The following is a 17,788-nucleotide window of genomic DNA, read 5'->3' on the forward strand; positions in this document are numbered from 1 at the left end:
CATTCAAACGCCTCACCGTGATGCTCATCACCGCCCTGGCGCCCGTGCTGTGGGGAACGACGTATCTCGTCTTCACCCAGACGCTCCCGGTCGGACACCCGCTTCTGGTGGGCGCGCTGCGTGCGCTGCCCGCTGGCGTGCTGCTGATGCTGCTCGGCGCGGGCCTGCCGCCGCGCGACAAGCTGCTGCGGTTGCTGGTGCTGGGGCTGGCCAACATCGGGCTGTTCTTTGCGCTCTTGTTCGTGGCGGCGCAGCGTCTGCCGGGCGGCGTGGCCGCGACGATCATGTCGGCGCAACCGCTTGTGGTGGCGCTGCTGGCCTGGCCGCTGCTCGCACGCAAGCCGCGCCCGGCGCAACTGGCTGCGGCGCTGGCTGGCTCAGTCGGCGTGGGGCTGCTGATTCTCGGGCCTGCGGCACGGCTGGATGCGGTGGGCGTAGGGGCTTCGTTGGCCGCCGCGCTGTCGATGGCGATGGGCACGGTGCTCATCGAGCGCTGGGGCCGCATCGGCACGCCGCTGGCGGTGGCGGCATGGCAGCTCGCATTGGGCGGGCTGGTGCTGCTGCCGGTGGCGCTGTTCGTGGAAGGCTTGCCGCCCGCGCTCACGGCGCGTAACGCGGTGGGCTTTGCGTACCTCATCGTCATCGGCACGGCGTTGGGCTACTGGCTGTGGGTGCGCGGTATCGGCGTGCTCGGCGCAGACGTGACGTTCCTGTCGCTGCTCAGCCCGCTGACGGCGACGGTGCTCGGCGCGCTCGTCCTGGGCGAATGGTTCAGCCCGATGCAGACGGGCGGCGCGGTGCTGATCCTGGGCGCGACGGTAGCGGGGATGGCGTTGTCGCGGCGGACGAAGGCGGCCGTACAAACAACAAGCCCCGCGAGGCCGGCAAAGGCTGCGGGGCTGGTTGAGCGGTGAAGCTGCGCGGTATTACTGGACCGACATCATCGACTGCGAGAACGTCTTCACGTAATTCGCCGGGGCCGGGCCCTGATACGTGTTGGCGTTGTCGCACTTCACGGTGCGTTGGCCGGCGACGTCCCACCAGCAGCGCATGTCGATGGCGTAGGCTGCGTTGCCGGCGGGGCCATTCTGAAGCTGACCGTCGTTGGATTTCGTGATGGTCTCGATATGGTGAATGCGCAGCGTGTTGAACGTGCCGGCATCGGTGGTGACCGGTTCATACGCTTCCACGGTCGAGGTCATGCTGACCGTTTCCGTATAGCCGGCCGTACAGGTGTACAGCCAACCCGACGTCCACGTCTTGCCCACCGACAACGGGAAGTTCAGCAGATTGCGCTTGGGGTTGTACGTGCACGAGGCGCCGTTCGGGAACGTGCGCTTGAGGCGGTTGCCGTCGGCGTCCTGCGTGAACGTGTCATCCGTCACGTTGTTCAGGGTGGACGTCACGGTCGTGATGCCCGTGTTGGCGTCGACGGCTGCCGTGGTGTTCACGCGCGTCTTCTGCGCGGTCGAGCCGTCCACGTAGTTGCTCGTTTCCTTCCACGTGATGACGCGACCCACTTGCGCCGTGCCTGCCGTGTACTCATGCGGCGTCACCGTGACCGTCACCTTGGCCGTCTTGCTCGCGTCCTTGGCCGACGTCACGATCAGCGTGAACGTGCCGCCCGGCGGGCTCTTCAGGCCGGCCGTCCAGCTCTGCGTGCTGGCGCCCTTGACCGCGACTTCGGTATTGGGCGTTGCGTCGCCGGATTTCCAGTTGACGTCGCTGCTGCTGTCCAGACGCAGGTCTTGCCCCGACTTGACCGTCAGTTCGGTCGTCTGGCCGCTGCCGAGGTTAAACGATTGCACCTTGGTGCCGCCAACCGTGGCGCTAAGCGTAAAGCTGTTCGGATCGGCTACACCGCCATTGCCACCGTCTCCGCCGCCGCAGGCGCTCAATACGCAAGCCAACGCGATACTCGTAAACCCCTTGCCCCATGCGTTCATTATTTCCGTATCCCTGATTTTGTGAGGATGTATTGGCAGCAGAAATGCTGCGCGCGCAGGGTACAAGCAGGGCCAAATTGTCTCCTTAGGATTTCCTTACGAAAACCGGTTTCCCCTCGAAAGGATGGGCGTTCGCGGGCCCCCGCTTTTGCAGCGGAATACGGAATGCGTAGGCATTCGTCTTTTCATCGGCTGATTATGATCATTTGGTCATCTATCGCCGCACCATTGGCCGCATCGGCGCCTCATCCCCATTATCAACAGGTGCCGCCCCCAGATACTGCATATTCGACCGATATTCCGGCAGCCTCCCCATCGGCATATGCAGGGCCTCGGCAAACAGCGGCAGCGTTTCGGGCAGATGACGCGACAGCACCGCCATGCGCGTGCGTCCGGACGGATGCGTCGACAGGAACTGCTTCTGCTCCGCCCCGCCGATGGAGCCCATCTTCTGCCACAGCGTGAGCGCCGCGCGCGGGTCGTAGCCGGCGCGCGAGGCGATGTCCATGCCGACGAGATCCGCCTCGGTTTCCTCCGCGCGGGAGAACGCCAGCAGGTGCATCCTGGCGCCTTCGCCCAGGTCCGTATCGCCCCGGTTGCCGAAGCCGAAGAGCTGCGAGATGACGTTGGCGCCCAGGTTGGTGATCTCGCGCTGACCGGCGCGCGCGCGGGCGTGCTCGCGCAGCGCATGGGCGATCTCGTGACCGAGCGCCATGGCGAGTTCGTCGTCCGTCAGCCTGAACTGCTCGACCAGCCCGGAGAACACGGCGATCTTGCCCCCGGGCATGCAGAACGCGTTGACCTGGTTGGCGCCGATCAGGTTGATCTGCCACTGCCAGTGCGCGGCGTCGGGGTTCCAGCGCGGCGCCTGCGGAATCAGCCGCTTGACGATGGCGCGGATGCGGATGAGGTCCGGCACGGTGTCTGGCGCGAGCGCGCCTTCCTTCGCGGCGTTCTCGACGATCTGCCTGTATTCGGCCTGGGCGCGCCGGTCGATTTCTTCGGCCGGGATGACGAGGCGGATGTTGGGCGAGGTGGTGGTCGGCGCTTCGAGCCTCACGCCGTCGGCCGGCACCGGCAGCGGGCCGTCCATGGCGGTGGCCCAGGTGGCAAGCACCAGGCCGGCCAGCAGCAACACGGAACGAGGGCAGCGCGACATAAAGGCAGGAGGCCGAATCGACTGCGACATAATATCGGCCAACGCGCCGCGCCACGCTACGTGGCAACCCGCACCCCGCCCGCAGACCGCCGACTGCCGACCGCATTCAGCCCGCCGCATGACCTATCACGACTACCTCGACGTTTTCCGCAACCGCCGCATCGGGGCGATGCTGCTGCTGGGCTTTGCCTCCGGGCTGCCGCTGGCGCTGACCTCCGGCACGTTGCAGGCCTGGATGACGGTGGAGGGGCTGGATATCCGCACGATCGGGCTGTTCTCGCTCGTGGGGCAGGCGTACATCTTCAAGTTTCTGTGGGCGCCGCTGATGGACCGCTTCACGCCGCCGCTCATGGGCCGGCGCCGCGGCTGGCTCGTGCTCACGCAGGCGGGGCTCGTGGCATCGATTGCCGCCATGGCGTTCACGCCGCCGCACGCCGCGCTGTGGGCGCTGGCGGGGCTGGCGGTGCTGGTGGCGTTTCTGTCGGCGTCGCAGGACATCGTCTTCGATGCGTACAGCACCGATGTGCTGCACACGAGCGAGCGCGGCGTCGGCGCGGCCGTGAAGGTGCTCGGCTACCGGCTGGCGATGCTCGTGTCGGGCGGCCTTGCGCTGTGGCTGGCCGATCGCGTGATGGGCTGGAGCAACATGTACCTGCTGATGGCCGGCCTGATGGCGCTGGGCATCGTCACGACGCTGTGGTCGCCCGAGCCCGACGTGTCGGCGCGGCCGCCGCGCAGCCTGCAGGAAGCGGTCGTCGGCCCGCTGAAGGATTTCTTCTCGCGCCGCGGGGCCTGGGCGCTGCTCGCGCTGATCGTGCTGTACAAGCTCGGCGATGCGTTTGCAGGCAGCCTGTCGACCACGTTCCTGATCCGCGGCGTCGGCTTTTCCGCCGGCGAGGTCGGCATCGTCAACAAGACGCTGGGGCTGGCGGCGACCATCGTCGGTGCGCTGTACGGCGGCACGCTGATGGTCCGGCTGGGGCTGGTGCGCGCGCTGCTGCTCTTCGGCGTGCTGCAGGCGGTGTCGAACCTCGGGTACTGGGTGCTGGCCGTCACGCCGCAGCACCTCTGGACGATGGCGGTGGCCATCGGCGTCGAGAACGTCTGCGGCGGCATGGGCACGGCGGCCTTCGTGGCGCTGCTGATGGCGCTATGCAACCGGTCGTTCTCGGCGACGCAGTACGCGCTGCTGTCGGCGCTGGCCTCGATCGGTCGCGTGTATGTGGGGCCGACCTCCGGCTACCTCGTGGAGGCCTACGGCTGGCCCGCGTTCTATCTGATGACGGTGGCGTTTGCCTTCCCGGGCCTGGCGCTGCTGTGGTGGATGCGCGGCACGATCGGCCGCTATGAAGCCGAGCAGACCGAGCGCGCCATGACCGCCCAGTCGTCGCAATCCAGCAAGGCGGCGTCAGCCTAGGCGGTCAGAGCGGTCGGCGTTGCCGAAGCCGACCAGGGGCAGCGCCGCATCGATGCCCTTGCCCAGGGCAATCGCCTTGAACAGCTCACCCATCTCGGCCTCTGAGAGCAGCTTCTGCACCGCGTTGGCCGCCGGCAGGAACTGCATCGGGTCGGACGGGTCGAGCGTCATCAGCAGCTCGCCGACGCCCGCGCTCAACAGGAAGCGCGCCTGGCTCGTGTAGCCGAGCAGCTCCAGCCCCGCCTCCTGCCCCGCCTGGGCAATCCCCGAAAAATCGACGTGCGCGGTGATGTCCTGCAGGCCGGGCAGCCAGAACGGATCATCGTGCGCGTGCTGGCGGTAGTGGCACATCAGCGTGCCGTCGGCGCGGTGCGCGTGGTAGTACTCGGCAGCGGGGAATCCGTAGTCGATCAGCAGCAGCAGGCCGCGAGCAAGCGCCGCGCCGGTGCTGCGGATGAAGCCCTCGGCGGCTTCGTGCGATTCGGTGACGATGTCGTGCGCGCCGGGCAGCGCAGCGAGTTTGGCCGGCACCTCGGACGGATCGGCGGGGCGGTCTTCCCACTGCAGGCCATGCTGCGCATCGAGGACCACGCCGCGCCGGTGCCATACGCCCCCGCGGCGTGCCCACAGCGACACGGGCATCGCGTCGAGCACTTCGTTGCCGACCATCACGCCGGTGAACGGCGCGGGCAGCGTGTCATGCCAGTGGGCGAGCGCGCTGAATTCCGCGCCCAGCGCGGCCAGGCGTTGCTGCTGGCGCTGTCGCAGTTCGCCGGACAATTCGACGATGCCGTAACTGTCGGGCCGCACGCCCAACGCATCGAGTTCGGTGAGGATGTCGGCGGCCAGCTTGCCGGTGCCGGCGCCAAATTCCAGCACGTGGCGCTGGCCCTCCGGCAGCACGCGCAGCACCTGCGCGACCTGGCGCGCCATGGTGCGGCCGAAGAATGGCGTCAGTTCCGGCGCGGTGATGAAGTCGCCGCCGTCTTCCACGCGCCGCCCGAACTTGGCGGCTCCGCCGCTGTAGTAGCCCAGGCCCGGCGCGTAGAGCGCCAGTTCCATGTAGCGGTCGAACGGAAGCCAGCCGCCGGCGGCCGCGATGGCATCGGCGATCCGGGCGAACAGGCGCGCGGACTGCGCCTGCGCCGCCTCGTTGGGAAGCGGTAAACTCACGGTTTTGCTCATCGCCGGATTGTAAACAATGGCGCAGACGCCGACTCAACCGAACGCCGAATCCACCACACAGCGTCGCATCGCCCTGGTCACGGGCGCTGCGCGCCGCGTGGGCCGCGTGATCGCCCTGGCCCTGGCCCGCAACGGCTGGGATGTGGCCGTGCACTGCCACCGCTCGCGCGCCGAGGCCGACGCCGTGGCCGCCGAGATCGTCGCCATGGGCCGGCGGGCCGCCGTGCTCCAGGCCGACCTGTCGGACGAAGCCGCCGCCGGCCGCCTCATCACCGACTGCATCGCTGCGCTCGGTACGCCCACGTGCCTGGTGAACAACGCCTCGCTGTTCCAGTACGACGTGGCGACGAGCTTCAGCTACGCGTCGCTCGACACCCACATGCGCACGAACGTGGCGGCGCCGCTGCTGCTCTCGCGCGAGCTGCATCGAGCGCTGGTGGCTGCGCAGCCGGACAGCCATGCCCTGCGCGGCGTGGTCATCAACCTGCTGGATCAGAAGCTCGACAACCTGAACCCCGATTTCCTCTCGTACACGCTCTCGAAGGCGGCGCTGTCCACGGCCACGATGCAGCTGGCGCAGGCACTCGCCCCGACGCTGCGCGTGGTGGGCGTGGCGCCGGGCATCACGATGGTGTCGGGCGATCAGTCGCAGGGCGGGTTTGCGCGCGCACACCAGATGACGCCGCTGGGGCAGTCGTCCACGCCGGAAGACATCGCCGAGGCGGTTTGCTACCTGGCCACCGCGCGCGCCGTCACCGGCACCACCCTGTTCGTCGACGGGGGCCAGCACCTGATGCCGCTCGCCCGCGACGTGATGTTCCTCACCGAATGATCTTTCCCCCGGACGCTTCCATGCTTTCCCTGCTATCCCACCCGCGCCTGTCGCATTGCCGTCGCATGTTTCTGCGCAACTACGAAGTGCAGATCAACATCGGCGTGCATGAATTCGAGAAGAAGGGCGAGCAGCGCGTCCTGATCAACATCGAGCTGTACGTGCCGCTGGAGTATTCGTCGCCCACGCAGGACAAGCTGCACGAGGTGGTGGATTACGACTTCATGCGCGAGACGGTGGCGCGGCGCATGGCGCAGGGGCATATCCACTTGCAGGAGACGCTGTGCGATGACGTGCTCGATGCGATGCTGAAGCATCCGCATGTGCTCGCGGCGCGGGTGTCGACGGAGAAGCCGGATGTGTATCCGGATTGTGAGTCGGTGGGGGTGGAGGTGTTCCGCATCAAGGACCAGGCCTGAGCGGCTGTTTTTGTTGTTGTTGGTGCGTTCTCTGTTTCATCCCCTGCCGGGGCTGAGTCACTTTCTTTGTCTTGCCAGAGAAAGTAACCAAAGAAAGGCGCGCCCGATGCGGCGAAAGACTCCTTGAATTTATGTCGCAAGGAGGGGAAGGGAAAAACTCGCCGCGCTCAGACAGTTTCCCTTCCTTTTTCCTCCTTGCAACAGAAATTCAAGGCGCCGCATAGGGCAGGGTACGGCCACACCGTCTGTGTGCGCGCGTTGGCGGTGCGCTTTTTTGATAGCGGTTCAAGCCGCCGTCGCGTATTCGCGGCGCTGGGCGTGCAATGCGCCCGCTACGCTGCCTAGCAGGTCCAGCGCAAGCTGCGCGGTGATCCCGCCCTTGTCGTGGCGCGGGTTGTACTCCACGAGTTCGAATGCGGCAAAGCGGGGGTCGCGGGCGCAGGCGGCTAGCGCCTGGGTCATGCCGTGCGCGGTGAGGCCGTCCATTTCGGGGGTGCCGACGCCCGGTGCAACGGCAGGATCGAAGGCGTCCAGGTCCAGCGTGACGCCGAAGGCGACGGTGCCCGAGGTGACCACGCGGGTCGCTTCGGCCATGACAGCGCGCAGGCCGGTGCGCGCCACCTCTGCGGCGTCGATGACGCGTACGCCCAGCTGGCCCAGCAGCGCGCGCTCGGCCGGCTCGTAGCTGCGTGCGCCGACGACCACGACGTGCTGCGGCAGCAGCTTGGGCTCGGCGTCGCGGATCTGCGTGAGGGCCGGTGCGCCGTGGCCGAGCAGGGCGGCCAGCGGCATGCCGTGGATGGCGCCGGATTCGCTGGTCTGCGGCGTGTGGCTGTCGAGGTGCGCATCGATCCAGATGAGGCCGAGCGCGCCTTGCGGACGCAGCGCGTTTGCCACGCCCGACCACGTGCCGATCGCGCACGAATGGTCTCCCCCGACGACGACGGGCACATGGCCGGCGTGCACGCTGTGCGCGGTGGCATCGGCCAGCGCGCGCGAGAAGCCCGCCACGCCGGGCAGCGTCGCGAGCCGCGCTGCACGGTTGTGCCCTGCCGACGTGGCCAGCTCGATGTCGTGGGCCAGGTCGGCATGCGTGCCAGGCGCCTGCAGCCGCGCCAGGGCGCCCGCATGGATCAGCGCGCGCGGGCCGTGCTTGCAGCCGTCGTCTTGCGCGCCGCAGCCGATGGCCGCGCCGATCAGGTCGATGATGGTCATGTCACTCCCCTTGGTATTTCGTGGTCAAGCTGCCTTGCGTCGCGGCCAGCCGGCCAGCGTGGCGCGGATCGCCTCCAGCGCCAGCGCGAGTTCCGCCTCGCCGATCACCAGCGGCGGCGTCAGGCGCACCACGTTGCCGTAGGTGTCCTTGGTCAGCACGCCGCGTTCGGCCAGCGCAAACGCGAAGTCGTGCGCGTCGATGTCGGCGTCAAGCTGCAGGCCGATCATCAGGCCGCGTCCGCGCACCTGCCGCACGCCGTGGCCGATGAGCGCCTTCAATTCGCGGATGAACGCGTCGCCCACGCGCGCCGCACGCTGCGGCAGTTGCTCTTCCATCAGCAAAGCGAGTGCCGCACGGCCGATGTGCGCCGCCAGCGGGTTGCCGCCAAACGTGGAGCCATGGTCGCCTGGCTGGAACACGCCGATGACCGCCTCCCGGCCGGCAATGGCCGATACCGGCACCATGCCGCCGCCGAGTGCCTTGCCAAGCACCACCAGGTCCGCCTCGACGCCTTCGTGCCAGCTTGCGAGCACATCGCCGGTGCGGCCCAGGCCGGTTTGCACTTCATCGCAGACGAGCAGCACGTTGTGTTGCGTGGCGAGTTCGCGCGCAAGCTTCAGGTAGCCCGGCGGCGGTACGACGATGCCGCCTTCGCCCTGAACCGGTTCAATGAGGATGGCGCCCGTGTTCGGACCGACGGCGGCGCGCAGTGCATCGGCATCGCCGAACGGAATGCGCCGGAAGCCCGCGGCAAACGGCCCGAACCCGTAGCGGTACTGGTCATGCGAGGAGAACCCGACGATCGTCGTGGTGCGGCCGTGGAAGTTGTTGTCGAAGACGATGATCTCGGCCGCATCGGGCGCGAGGCCCTTCACGTCGCGCGCCCATTTGCGGGCGGCCTTGATGGCGGTTTCGACGGCCTCGGCGCCCGTGTTCATCGGCAGCGCGCGGTCCATGCGCGTGACGCGGCAGACGTCAGCCAGGAAGGGGCCGAGCTCGGTGTTGTGGAACGCGCGCGAGGTCAGCGTCAGGCGGCCGGCCTGCTCCACCAGCGCGGCCACGAGCTTGGGGTGCGAATGCCCAAAGCTGACCGCCGAGTACGCCGACATCATGTCCAGGTACCGCCGGCCATCGGTGTCGAACAGCCACACGCCTTCCCCGCGCTCCAGCATGACGGGCAAGGGCGCGTAGTTGCGTGCGCCATAACGGTCTTCCAATGCGTAGCTCGGATGTTGCATTGCGGTCGTCATGATGGCCTCCATCGCGTTGTTGCGGCGGATTGTGCGATCTGACAGACTTGAAATCAAATCGAATGTTTTTCGTTTTTCGATCCAAAAATTTGATGGATCGACGAGGATTCCTCCGCTCATGTCGCATTCGCCCTTGCGCTATCTGCATAGCTTCCTGACGGTTGCCAACGAGGGCAGCTTCGTGCGCGCAGCCGATCGCCTGGCCGTGTCGCAGCCTGCGCTGTCGTACCAGATGCGGCAGTTGGAGCAGTGGCTGGGCGTGCCGCTGTTCGAGCGCTCGGGGCGCAAGCTGGTGCTCACGCGTGCGGGCACCTCGGTGCGCGCCTGGTGCCGCGATGCCTTTGCGGGCCTGGACGAGCTGCGCGCTGCGTTGCACAGCGGCGAGGTCGAGCGCGTTTCGCTCAAGCTGGCGAGCGGCTCCAGCTTCGGCCGCTACGTGCTGATGCCCGCACTGGTCACGCCGTCGCCCGAATCCGACGCGCCGTTGCTCGACGACGTGCGCCTCGAGCTCACCTTCGGCAGCGACGACGAGGTGTTCGCTCACGTGGAATCCGGCCGCGCCGATCTCGGCTTCGTCTACACGCCGCGCACCTCGCGGCTGTTCCAGCACCACGCCGTGTACACCGAGGAATTCGTGCTCGCGTGCAGCGCCCGCGCGTTACGCGAGCACGGCGCTCCGCGCACCCTGGCCGACTGCGCGGCGCTGCCGTTCGTGACGTACGACGAGTCCGATGCCGTGTACGGCCTGTGGTTCAAGGCGCTGTTCCGGCGCCTGCCCGAGACCACCGTCAGCGCGCATCACGTGTCGGACCTGGAAGAGGTGAGCACGCTGGTGGAGGCCGGCGTGGGGTGGTCGGTGCTGCCGCTGCACGGCATTCGCGATGCGGTCGAGCGCGGGCGCTTGCGTGTGGTGCGGCCCATCGTCGCGCGGCGCTGCCTCAACACTGTGTTCGCCGTGCGCCGGACGTCCAGCTTCCCGAGCGAGGCGCAGGATCGGCTGCTGGTGCGGCTGGCGCAGCTGGATGCGGGGGCCACCCCGGCGTAGGGCGTGCGGCGTGGGGCCTGTTCCTAATCGACGTCGAACCGGATGCCCTGCGCGAGCGGCAGCGCCGTGCCGTAGTTGACGGTGTTGGTGGCGCGGCGCATGTAGGCTTTCCACGCGTCGGATCCGGCTTCGCGGCCGCCGCCGGTGTCCTTCTCGCCGCCGAACGCGCCGCCGATTTCCGCGCCGCTCGGGCCGATGTTGACGTTGGCGATGCCGCAGTCGCTGCCGGTGGCCGAGATGAAACGCTCGGCCTCGCGCATGTCGAGCGTGAAGATGCTCGACGACAGGCCGTGCGGCACGGCGTTGTTCAGTGCGATGGCCTCGTCCAGCGTGTCGAACGGCATGGCGTAGAGGATGGGTGCGAAGGTCTCCTCGCACACCACGCCACGCTGCGCCGGCATTTCGACGAGGGCGGGGCGCACGTAGTACGCCTCGCTGCCGAACGCACAATCCACGCGGTCTCCGCCATGCACGGTGCCGCCTTCGGCGCGGGCGCGTGCCAAGGCGGCCTGCATGCGCGCATGCGCCTGCGCGTCGATGAGCGGGCCGACCAGCGTATCGGCGTCGCGCGGATCGCCCACGCGCACGCGTTCGTACAGCGTCACGAGCCGCGGCACGAGCGTGTCGTACACCGACCGATGCACGAACAGCCGCCGCAGCGACGTACAACGCTGCCCCGCCGTGCCCATCGCTGCGAAGGCGATGGCGCGTTCGGCCAGCGGCAGGTCGGCGCTGGCGCAGACGATGGCCGCGTTGTTGCCGCCGAGCTCGAGAATCGTGCGCGCAAAGCGCGGTGCCGCGGCTTGCGCCACCGCCCGCCCCATCCCCGTGCTGCCTGTGGCCGAGATGAGCGGAATGCCGGCGTGATGCGCGAGCGCTTCGCCCAGGCCGCGTTCACCGATCGCGACTTGCGCGAGGTGCGGCGGCGCTTCGCCAAAGCGCTGGCAGGCGCGCAGGAACAGGCGCTCAACGGCCAGCGCCGTCAGCGGCGTCTTCTCTGATGGTTTCCAGATGACCGGGTCGCCGCACACCAGGGCCAGCGCCGCATTCCACGACCACACCGCCACCGGGAAGTTGAATGCCGTGATGACGAGGCACGGGCCCAGCGGGTGCCACGTCTCCATCATGCGATGCGCGGGCCGCTCACTGGCGATGGTGAGCCCGTACAGCTGGCGCGACAGCCCCACGGCAAAATCGCAGATGTCGATCATCTCCTGCACCTCACCCAGGCCTTCCTGTGTGATCTTGCCGGCCTCCAGCGTGACGAGCGCGCCGAGGTCTTCCTTGTGCGTGCGCAGTTCCTCCCCCAGCAGGCGCACGAGTTCGCCGCGGCGCGGTGCGGGCACGGTGCGCCACGCCTGAAATGCGGAGTGCGCCTGCGCGACGATGCGATCGGCGTCGTCCGCCGTCATGGCCGGCACGCCCGCGAGCACCGCACCGTCGATGGGCGAACGCGCCTGCAGCGGCCCGGTGCTGTCGATGAGGCTATCGAGATGCAGGCGTTGCAACAAGGCGCGGGCGGAGGTCGGCATGGCAGGGGCAGGAGAGTCGAGCGAGCACGGCATCCCGTTCAGCATGCGCCGCGACCGGGCGATCCGCAAGCGACGCTGCCGCGCCTTGCATAAATTAATTGACGGATTAATATTCACGCCATGACGACGCGCACACCTTCTCCGCGCGGCCCAGGCCGGCCCAGGGGGCCGTCCCAGGATGACCTGCGTGACCGCTTGCTCGATATCGCCGTCGCGCTGTTTGCGCAGGATGGCGTGGGCCCCACCACGCTTGCCGCAATCGCGCGTGAAGCCGGGGTGACGGCGCCCATGGTGCATTACCACTTCAAGACGCGCGACCAGTTGCTCGACGCGGTGGTCGAGGCCCGCATCCGTCCGCTCATCGACGAGGTGACGGGCCCGGCCTTGGCGATCCTGGCCAGCGACACCGGCCAGGCGGATCTCGCGCAGACCGTGGCCGGCGTTGCGCGGCGCATGGTTGCGGTGGCGGCGGCCACGCCGTGGTTTCCGACGCTGTGGATCCGCGAGATCGCGAGCGAAGGCGGCCAGCTGCGCGAACGGGTGTTCGCACGCATCGCACTGGAGCGCGCGACCTTGCTGGTTGATCGCATTGCCCGCGCGCAGGCGGCCGGTGCGGTGAACCCGGCGCTGCAGCCGCCGCTGGTGATGGTGTCGCTCATTGGCCTGGCGATGCTGCCCTTCGCGACGCGCACGCTGTGGAGCCGCCTGCCGCTGGCCGATCGCGTGACCGACGAGGACATCGGCCAACACGTGGCAGCGCTGCTGCTGCACGGCATCGGGGCGGTCGGCGGCGCGCCGGACGACGTGGGCAAGAGGACCAAACGCAAGACAAGGCCGCGCAGCTAGGCGGTACGGCAGCTCAGGCAGTTCAAACGCATCGAACGAATCCGGCGGAGGGCGGCATGCGGCAGGGGTCGTACATCGGCAGGGCAGGGTGGTTGGCGGCGGCAGCGGTGGCATTGACCGGTTGCGCCAAGCAGGACGACCACACGTATCAGGGCTACGTGGAAGGCGAGTTCGTCTACGTCGCGTCGCCGGTGGGCGGCCGACTCGAGCATCTGGGCGTGCAGCGTGGGCAGACCGTCAACGCCGGAGCGCCGCTTTTCGTGCTGGAATCCGTCGACGAAGCCGCGGCCCGCCAGCAAGCGCAGGCGCAACTGCAGGCCGCGCAAGCGCAACTCGCCGACCTGAATGTCGGCAAGCGCGTGCCGGAAGTGGACGCCGTGCGCGCGCAGCTGGCGCAGGCCGTGGCGGCAGACAAGCTCTCGTCCACGCAGCTCGCGCGCGATGAGGCGCAGTTTCGTGCGGGCGGCATCGCGCAGGCGCAGCTCGACAGCAGCCGATCCACCGCGCAGGCGAATGCGCAGCGTGTGCGCGAGTTGACCAACCAGTTGCGCATTGCCCAGTTGCCGGCGCGCCAGGACCAGATCCGCGCGCAGTCGGCGCAGGTGGAAGCCGCGCGCGCGGCGGTGGCGCAAGCGCAATGGCGGCTCGATCAGAAGGCGCAGAAGGCCATGCAGGGCGGCCTGGTGTTCGACACGCTGTATCGCGAGGGCGAATGGGTCGGCGCGGGCAGCCCGGTCGTGCGCATGCTGCCGCCGGCCAACGTGAAGGTACGCTTCTTCGTGCCACAAGGCGTGATGGGCGCGCTCAAGCCGGGGCAGGCCGCACGCATCCACTGCGACGGTTGCGCGGCCGACATCAACGCCACCGTCACCTACGTCGCCAACGAGGCCGAGTACACACCGCCCGTCATCTACAGCAACACCACGCGCGACAAGCTCGTCTTCATGGTCGAAGCGCGCCCTGCCGCCGCCGACGGCCCGAGGCTGCGCCCGGGCCAGCCGGTGGAGGTGACGCTGCCATGAACGCCTCGCATCGGCACAACGGCGGCAATGGCGACTACGCCATCGACGTGCACGGCCTGAACAAGCACTTTGGCGACAAGCACGTCGTCAAGGACCTCTCCATGCGGGTCGCGCGCGGCGAGATCTTCGGCTTTCTCGGGCCCAACGGCAGCGGCAAGACCACGTCGATCCGGATGATGTGCGGGCTGCTCACGCCCGACAGCGGCAGCGGCACGTGCCTCGGTTACGACATCCTCAAGGAGTCGCCCCAGATCAAGCGCCGCGTGGGCTACATGACGCAGCGGTTCTCGTATTGGGATGATCTTTCCATCCGCGAGAACCTGGATTTCGTGGCGCGCCTGTACGAGATGCCCAATCGGCGCGAGGTGGTGGACCACGCCCTGGAGCATCTTGGGCTGGCTTCGCGTGCCAGGCAACTGGCGGGCTCGCTGTCGGGCGGCTGGAAGCAACGCCTGGCGCTGGCCGCGTGCATGCTCCACAAGCCTGAGTTGCTGCTGCTCGATGAACCGACCGCCGGCGTCGACCCGAAAGCACGGCGCGACTTCTGGGAAGAGCTGCACCGGCTCGCAGCGGAAGGCATCTCGGTGCTCGTCAGCACGCACTACATGGACGAAGCCGAACGCTGCCACAAGCTCGCCTACATCGCGTACGGCGAACTGCTGGCGCAAGGCACGGCGGACGAGGTGATCGCCAGCCAGCGCCTGTCGACGTGGTCTGTTTCGGGCGGCAATCTGGTGGAGCTCGGCCGCAAGCTCGAAGGGCAGCCGGGCGTGGACCAGACCGTCGCGTTCGGTTCCGTGCTGCACGTGACTGGCGCGGATGCGCAGGCGCTGGAAGCCACGCTGCGCCGTCTCGCCGAGACATCGGGCGTGCGCGCCGAGCCCATCGGCACGGGGCTCGAAGACGTGTTCATCCACATGATGAAGCGCTCGTCCGACAACTACGGAGCGCAGCCATGAGCTTCGGCACAGACCGGTTCTCGTTCCAGCGCTGGTGGAGCGTGGTGCTCAAGGAATTTCTGCAGCTGCGGCGTGACCGCGTGACGTTCGCCATGATGATCGGCATCCCGATCATGCAGCTGTTCCTGTTCGGCTTTGCCATCAACACCGACCCGAAGCACCTGCTGACCGGCGTGATCGCGGCAGACCAGAGCGAGTTCACGCGCAGCTTTCTGGCCAGCATGCGGCACTCCGATTACTTCGAGCTGCGGCAGAACCTTCCCGACGAGACTGCCGGGCGCGAGGCCCTGGCAAAGGGGCAACTGCAATTTGTGGTGTCGATCCCGCCGGACTTCACGCGCAAGCTGGTGCGCGGCGAACGGCCGTCGCTGCTGGTCGAGGCCGATGCGACCGACCCGGCCGCCACGGGCCTCGCGCTGGCCTCGCTGCCGCAGCTCGTGCAGGGCGTGGTCAGCAAGGACATGAAGGGCGCGCTGTCGCCGCTGGCAGGCGGTGCAGGCGGGGGCGAAAGTGCCCGTGCCGGCGCGCCGCCGTTCGACGTGCGCCTGCACAGGCTCTACAACCCCGAGGGCATCACGCAGTACAACATCATCCCCGGCCTGATGGGCACCATCCTCACGATGACGATGGTGATGATGACGGGCCTGGCCATGACGCGCGAACGCGAGCGCGGCACGATGGAAAACCTGCTGGCCACGCCAGTGCGCCCGCTCGAGGTGATGACCGGCAAGATCGTGCCGTACATCTTCATCGGGCTCGTGCAGGTGACGATCATCCTGCTGGCCGCGTACTACATCTTCCACGTGCCGTTCGTGGGCAGCGTTTGGATGGTCTATGTGGCGGCGCTGCTGTTCATCGTGGCGAGCCTCACGGTGGGGATCACGCTGTCGTCGCTCGCGCAGAACCAGTTGCAGGCGACGCAGCTCACGTTCTTCTACTTCCTGCCGAGCATCCTGCTGTCGGGGTTCATGTTTCCGTTCGTGGGGATGCCGAAATGGGCGCAGGTGATCGGGAACTTGCTGCCGATGACGTATTTCCATCGGTTGACGCGCGGCATCCTGCTCAAGGGGAATGGGTGGGTGGAGTTGTGGCCGAGCATCTGGCCGCTGATGCTCTTCACCGTGGTGGTGTTGGGGGTGGCGGTGCGGTTTTATCGGAAGACGTTGGATTGAGGTGGCTATGTGGACGCTGTGGATTCGACGTGCTGACGCTGGTGGTGCATTGCTTGTTTCGTCCGCAGCCGGTGCCGACTTGCTTTCTTTGTCTCGGTACGGCCAAACCGTCGGTGGGCACCTGTTGGCGTTGCGGCGAGCGTTGAACGGGTGCGAGCGGGCGGCTGGGGCGGTGTTGATTGCCGCGCTGGCTGTGAGCGGCTGTGCCGTCGGTCCCGATTTCAAAGCGTCCGCTGGGCCTGCGGCTACCGGCTATTCCGCGCAACCTGTTTCGCGCGAAACCGCATCCGCGCCCGTTGTTGGCGGCGAAGCGCAGCATCTGGTCGATGCCAATGTGCCAGCGGATTGGTGGCACCTGTTCCGATCGCCGGCGCTGGATGCGCTGGTGGACGAGGCGTTGCGCGCGAGCCCATCCGTCGCGCAGGCGGAGGCGCGCTTGCGCCAGGCGCAGGCCGAGGCGCAGGCGCAGTTCGGTTATGCGTGGCCGTCGGTCGATGGCTCCGTGTCTGCGATGCGGCAGCAGGTGAATCCCGAGGCGTTCGGGTTCAACACGCCCAAGCCGGGGCCGTTCACGTTGTATTCGGCGTCGCTGTCGGTGTCGTATGCGCTGGATATGTTCGGCGGCGTGCGCCGGGCGCTGGAGGCGTCGCGCGCGCAGGTGGACACGCAGCGCTATCAGATGGAAGCGGCGCGCCTGTCGCTGGCCGGCAATGTCCTGACGGCGGCGGTGCGCATCGCGGCGCTCGACGCGCAGATCGCCACCACGCAGACACTGCTCGCCGAGCAGCGCAAGCAGCTCGACATCACCGAGCGGCGTCTGGGCCTGGGCGGTGTCGCGCGGGTCGATGTGTTGTCGCAGCGCACGCTGGTTGCGCAGACGGAAGCCACGCTGCCGCCGCTCATGCAGCAGGCGGCGCAGCAGCGGCACCGCCTGTCGGTCCTGCTGGGTCGCGAGCCCGGCGCGGGCTTGCCCGACCTGCCGACGCTCGACGCGCTGCATCTGCCTGACCCGCTGCCGGTGTCGCTGCCATCCACGCTCGCCCAGCGCCGCCCCGACATCCGCGCGGCCGAGGCGATGTGGCACGAAGCCAGCGCCAACGTGGGCGTGGCCACCGCGAATCTCTTCCCGCGCATCACGCTGTCCGCAGGTCTTGGCTCGGAAACCACGCGCTTTCGCAGCCTGCTCGGCGCCGGATCGAGCATCTGGAATCTCGGCGCGGGGCTGACCCAGCCGATCTTCCACGGCGGCACCCTGCGCGCAAGACAGCGCGAAGCCGAAGCCGCCTACGACGCCGCCGGCGCCGCCTACAAGCAGACCGTTCTGCAAGGCCTGCAGGAAGTCGCCGACGCGCTGCACGCCGTCCACAACGACGCGCAAACCTTGCAGGCCCGCGCATCCGCCACCGAGCAAGCCGAACAGACGCTGCGCACCGCCGAGGCCCGCCATGCCGCGGGCGGCATCAGCACGCTCGCGCTGCTCGATGCGCAACGTCAGCGCGATCAGCTTGCTCTGCAACAGCTACAAAGCCGCGCCGACCGCCTGCTCGATTCCGCCGCCCTGATGCAAGCCCTCGGCGGCGGCTGGCAGTAAAGAAGATCGTGGCGCCCACGCTCGAACCCTGCCGGTTTGGCCGTTGATGTTCCTGCCCTAGATGGCGCCTTGAATTTCTGTTGCGGGGAGGAAAAAGGAACGGCCCTTGTCTGAGCGCAGCGAGTTTGGCTCCTTCCCCTCCCCGCGACACAAATTCAAGGCGAAGTCGCCATCTCTGGCGCGCCTTTCTTTGCTTG

Annotated in this window: 16 protein-coding genes; 10 read left to right on the top strand and 6 right to left on the bottom strand. The window is 68.0% G+C overall.

What is annotated here, in order from left to right:
• The first annotated feature begins 20 nt into the window (after positions 1–20).
• The gene (locus TK49_RS03825; RefSeq protein ID WP_045785521.1) at positions 21–914 is read left to right on the top strand and encodes an EamA family transporter; all 894 of its coding nucleotides are present in this window, start codon (positions 21–23) and stop codon (positions 912–914) included.
• 12 nt (positions 915–926) lie between these two features.
• Here the strand turns inward: TK49_RS03825 and TK49_RS03830 are convergent, their stop codons facing one another.
• On the bottom strand, positions 927–1,910 hold the full coding sequence (locus TK49_RS03830) for a hypothetical protein (protein WP_157773977.1): 984 nt from the start codon (positions 1,908–1,910) through the stop codon (positions 927–929).
• A gap of 250 nt (positions 1,911–2,160) precedes the next feature.
• The gene (locus TK49_RS03835) at positions 2,161–3,105 is read right to left on the bottom strand and encodes a M48 family metallopeptidase (protein WP_045785522.1); all 945 of its coding nucleotides are present in this window, start codon (positions 3,103–3,105) and stop codon (positions 2,161–2,163) included.
• A gap of 118 nt (positions 3,106–3,223) precedes the next feature.
• Between TK49_RS03835 and TK49_RS03840 the strand changes: the two genes are divergently transcribed.
• The gene (locus TK49_RS03840) at positions 3,224–4,522 is read left to right on the top strand and encodes a muropeptide transporter (RefSeq protein WP_045785523.1); all 1,299 of its coding nucleotides are present in this window, start codon (positions 3,224–3,226) and stop codon (positions 4,520–4,522) included.
• Here TK49_RS03840 and TK49_RS03845 read toward each other — a convergent pair.
• Positions 4,514–5,707, bottom strand: coding sequence for a class I SAM-dependent methyltransferase (locus TK49_RS03845; protein WP_045785524.1), 1,194 nt, complete (start codon positions 5,705–5,707; stop codon positions 4,514–4,516). The genes TK49_RS03840 and TK49_RS03845 overlap by 9 nt on opposite strands.
• A gap of 16 nt (positions 5,708–5,723) precedes the next feature.
• Here TK49_RS03845 and TK49_RS03850 point away from each other — a divergent pair, with 16 nt between their 5' ends.
• Both TK49_RS03850 and TK49_RS03855 read left to right on the top strand, forming a co-directional pair.
• Positions 5,724–6,539, top strand: coding sequence for an SDR family oxidoreductase (locus tag TK49_RS03850; protein ID WP_045785525.1), 816 nt, complete (start codon positions 5,724–5,726; stop codon positions 6,537–6,539).
• A 20-nt stretch (positions 6,540–6,559) separates the two neighbouring features.
• A complete protein-coding gene (locus tag TK49_RS03855) occupies positions 6,560–6,958 on the top strand; it encodes a dihydroneopterin aldolase (RefSeq protein ID WP_045787734.1) in 399 nt (132 codons plus the stop codon).
• 285 nt (positions 6,959–7,243) lie between these two features.
• Here the strand turns inward: TK49_RS03855 and TK49_RS03860 are convergent, their stop codons facing one another.
• Positions 7,244–8,173, bottom strand: coding sequence for an arginase (locus tag TK49_RS03860; protein ID WP_045785526.1), 930 nt, complete (start codon positions 8,171–8,173; stop codon positions 7,244–7,246).
• Positions 8,174–8,197: 24 nt separating this feature from the next.
• A complete protein-coding gene (rocD, locus tag TK49_RS03865) occupies positions 8,198–9,424 on the bottom strand; it encodes an ornithine--oxo-acid transaminase (protein ID WP_045787735.1) in 1,227 nt (408 codons plus the stop codon).
• A gap of 118 nt (positions 9,425–9,542) precedes the next feature.
• On the opposite strand from rocD, the gene TK49_RS03870 reads away from it, so the two are divergent.
• A complete protein-coding gene (locus TK49_RS03870) occupies positions 9,543–10,469 on the top strand; it encodes a LysR family transcriptional regulator (protein WP_045785527.1) in 927 nt (308 codons plus the stop codon).
• Positions 10,470–10,492: 23 nt separating this feature from the next.
• Here the strand turns inward: TK49_RS03870 and amaB are convergent, their stop codons facing one another.
• Positions 10,493–12,034, bottom strand: a complete 1,542-nt coding sequence (gene amaB, locus TK49_RS03875; RefSeq protein WP_373994660.1) for an L-piperidine-6-carboxylate dehydrogenase — start codon at positions 12,032–12,034, stop codon at positions 10,493–10,495.
• A gap of 87 nt (positions 12,035–12,121) precedes the next feature.
• On the opposite strand from amaB, the gene TK49_RS03880 reads away from it, so the two are divergent.
• The 5 genes from TK49_RS03880 to TK49_RS03900 are packed head-to-tail and all read left to right on the top strand — an operon-like array spanning position 12,122 to position 17,591.
• Positions 12,122–12,847: a TetR/AcrR family transcriptional regulator gene (locus TK49_RS03880; protein ID WP_045785529.1), complete on the top strand. Its 726-nt coding sequence runs from the start codon at positions 12,122–12,124 to the stop codon at positions 12,845–12,847.
• Positions 12,848–12,903: 56 nt separating this feature from the next.
• A complete protein-coding gene (locus tag TK49_RS03885) occupies positions 12,904–13,869 on the top strand; it encodes an HlyD family secretion protein (RefSeq protein WP_045785530.1) in 966 nt (321 codons plus the stop codon).
• Complete coding sequence (locus TK49_RS03890) at positions 13,866–14,828, top strand: ABC transporter ATP-binding protein (protein WP_045785531.1); 963 nt, start codon at positions 13,866–13,868, stop codon at positions 14,826–14,828. Before TK49_RS03885 ends, TK49_RS03890 begins: the two co-directional genes overlap by 4 nt.
• The gene (locus tag TK49_RS03895) at positions 14,825–16,000 is read left to right on the top strand and encodes an ABC transporter permease (RefSeq protein WP_045785532.1); all 1,176 of its coding nucleotides are present in this window, start codon (positions 14,825–14,827) and stop codon (positions 15,998–16,000) included. Before TK49_RS03890 ends, TK49_RS03895 begins: the two co-directional genes overlap by 4 nt.
• A 7-nt stretch (positions 16,001–16,007) precedes the next feature.
• On the top strand, positions 16,008–17,591 hold the full coding sequence (locus TK49_RS03900; protein WP_045785533.1) for an efflux transporter outer membrane subunit: 1,584 nt from the start codon (positions 16,008–16,010) through the stop codon (positions 17,589–17,591).
• Positions 17,592–17,788 lie beyond the last annotated feature (197 nt).

Source organism: Ralstonia mannitolilytica, assembly GCF_000954135.1.
GTDB classification, from domain to species: domain Bacteria; phylum Pseudomonadota; class Gammaproteobacteria; order Burkholderiales; family Burkholderiaceae; genus Ralstonia; species Ralstonia mannitolilytica.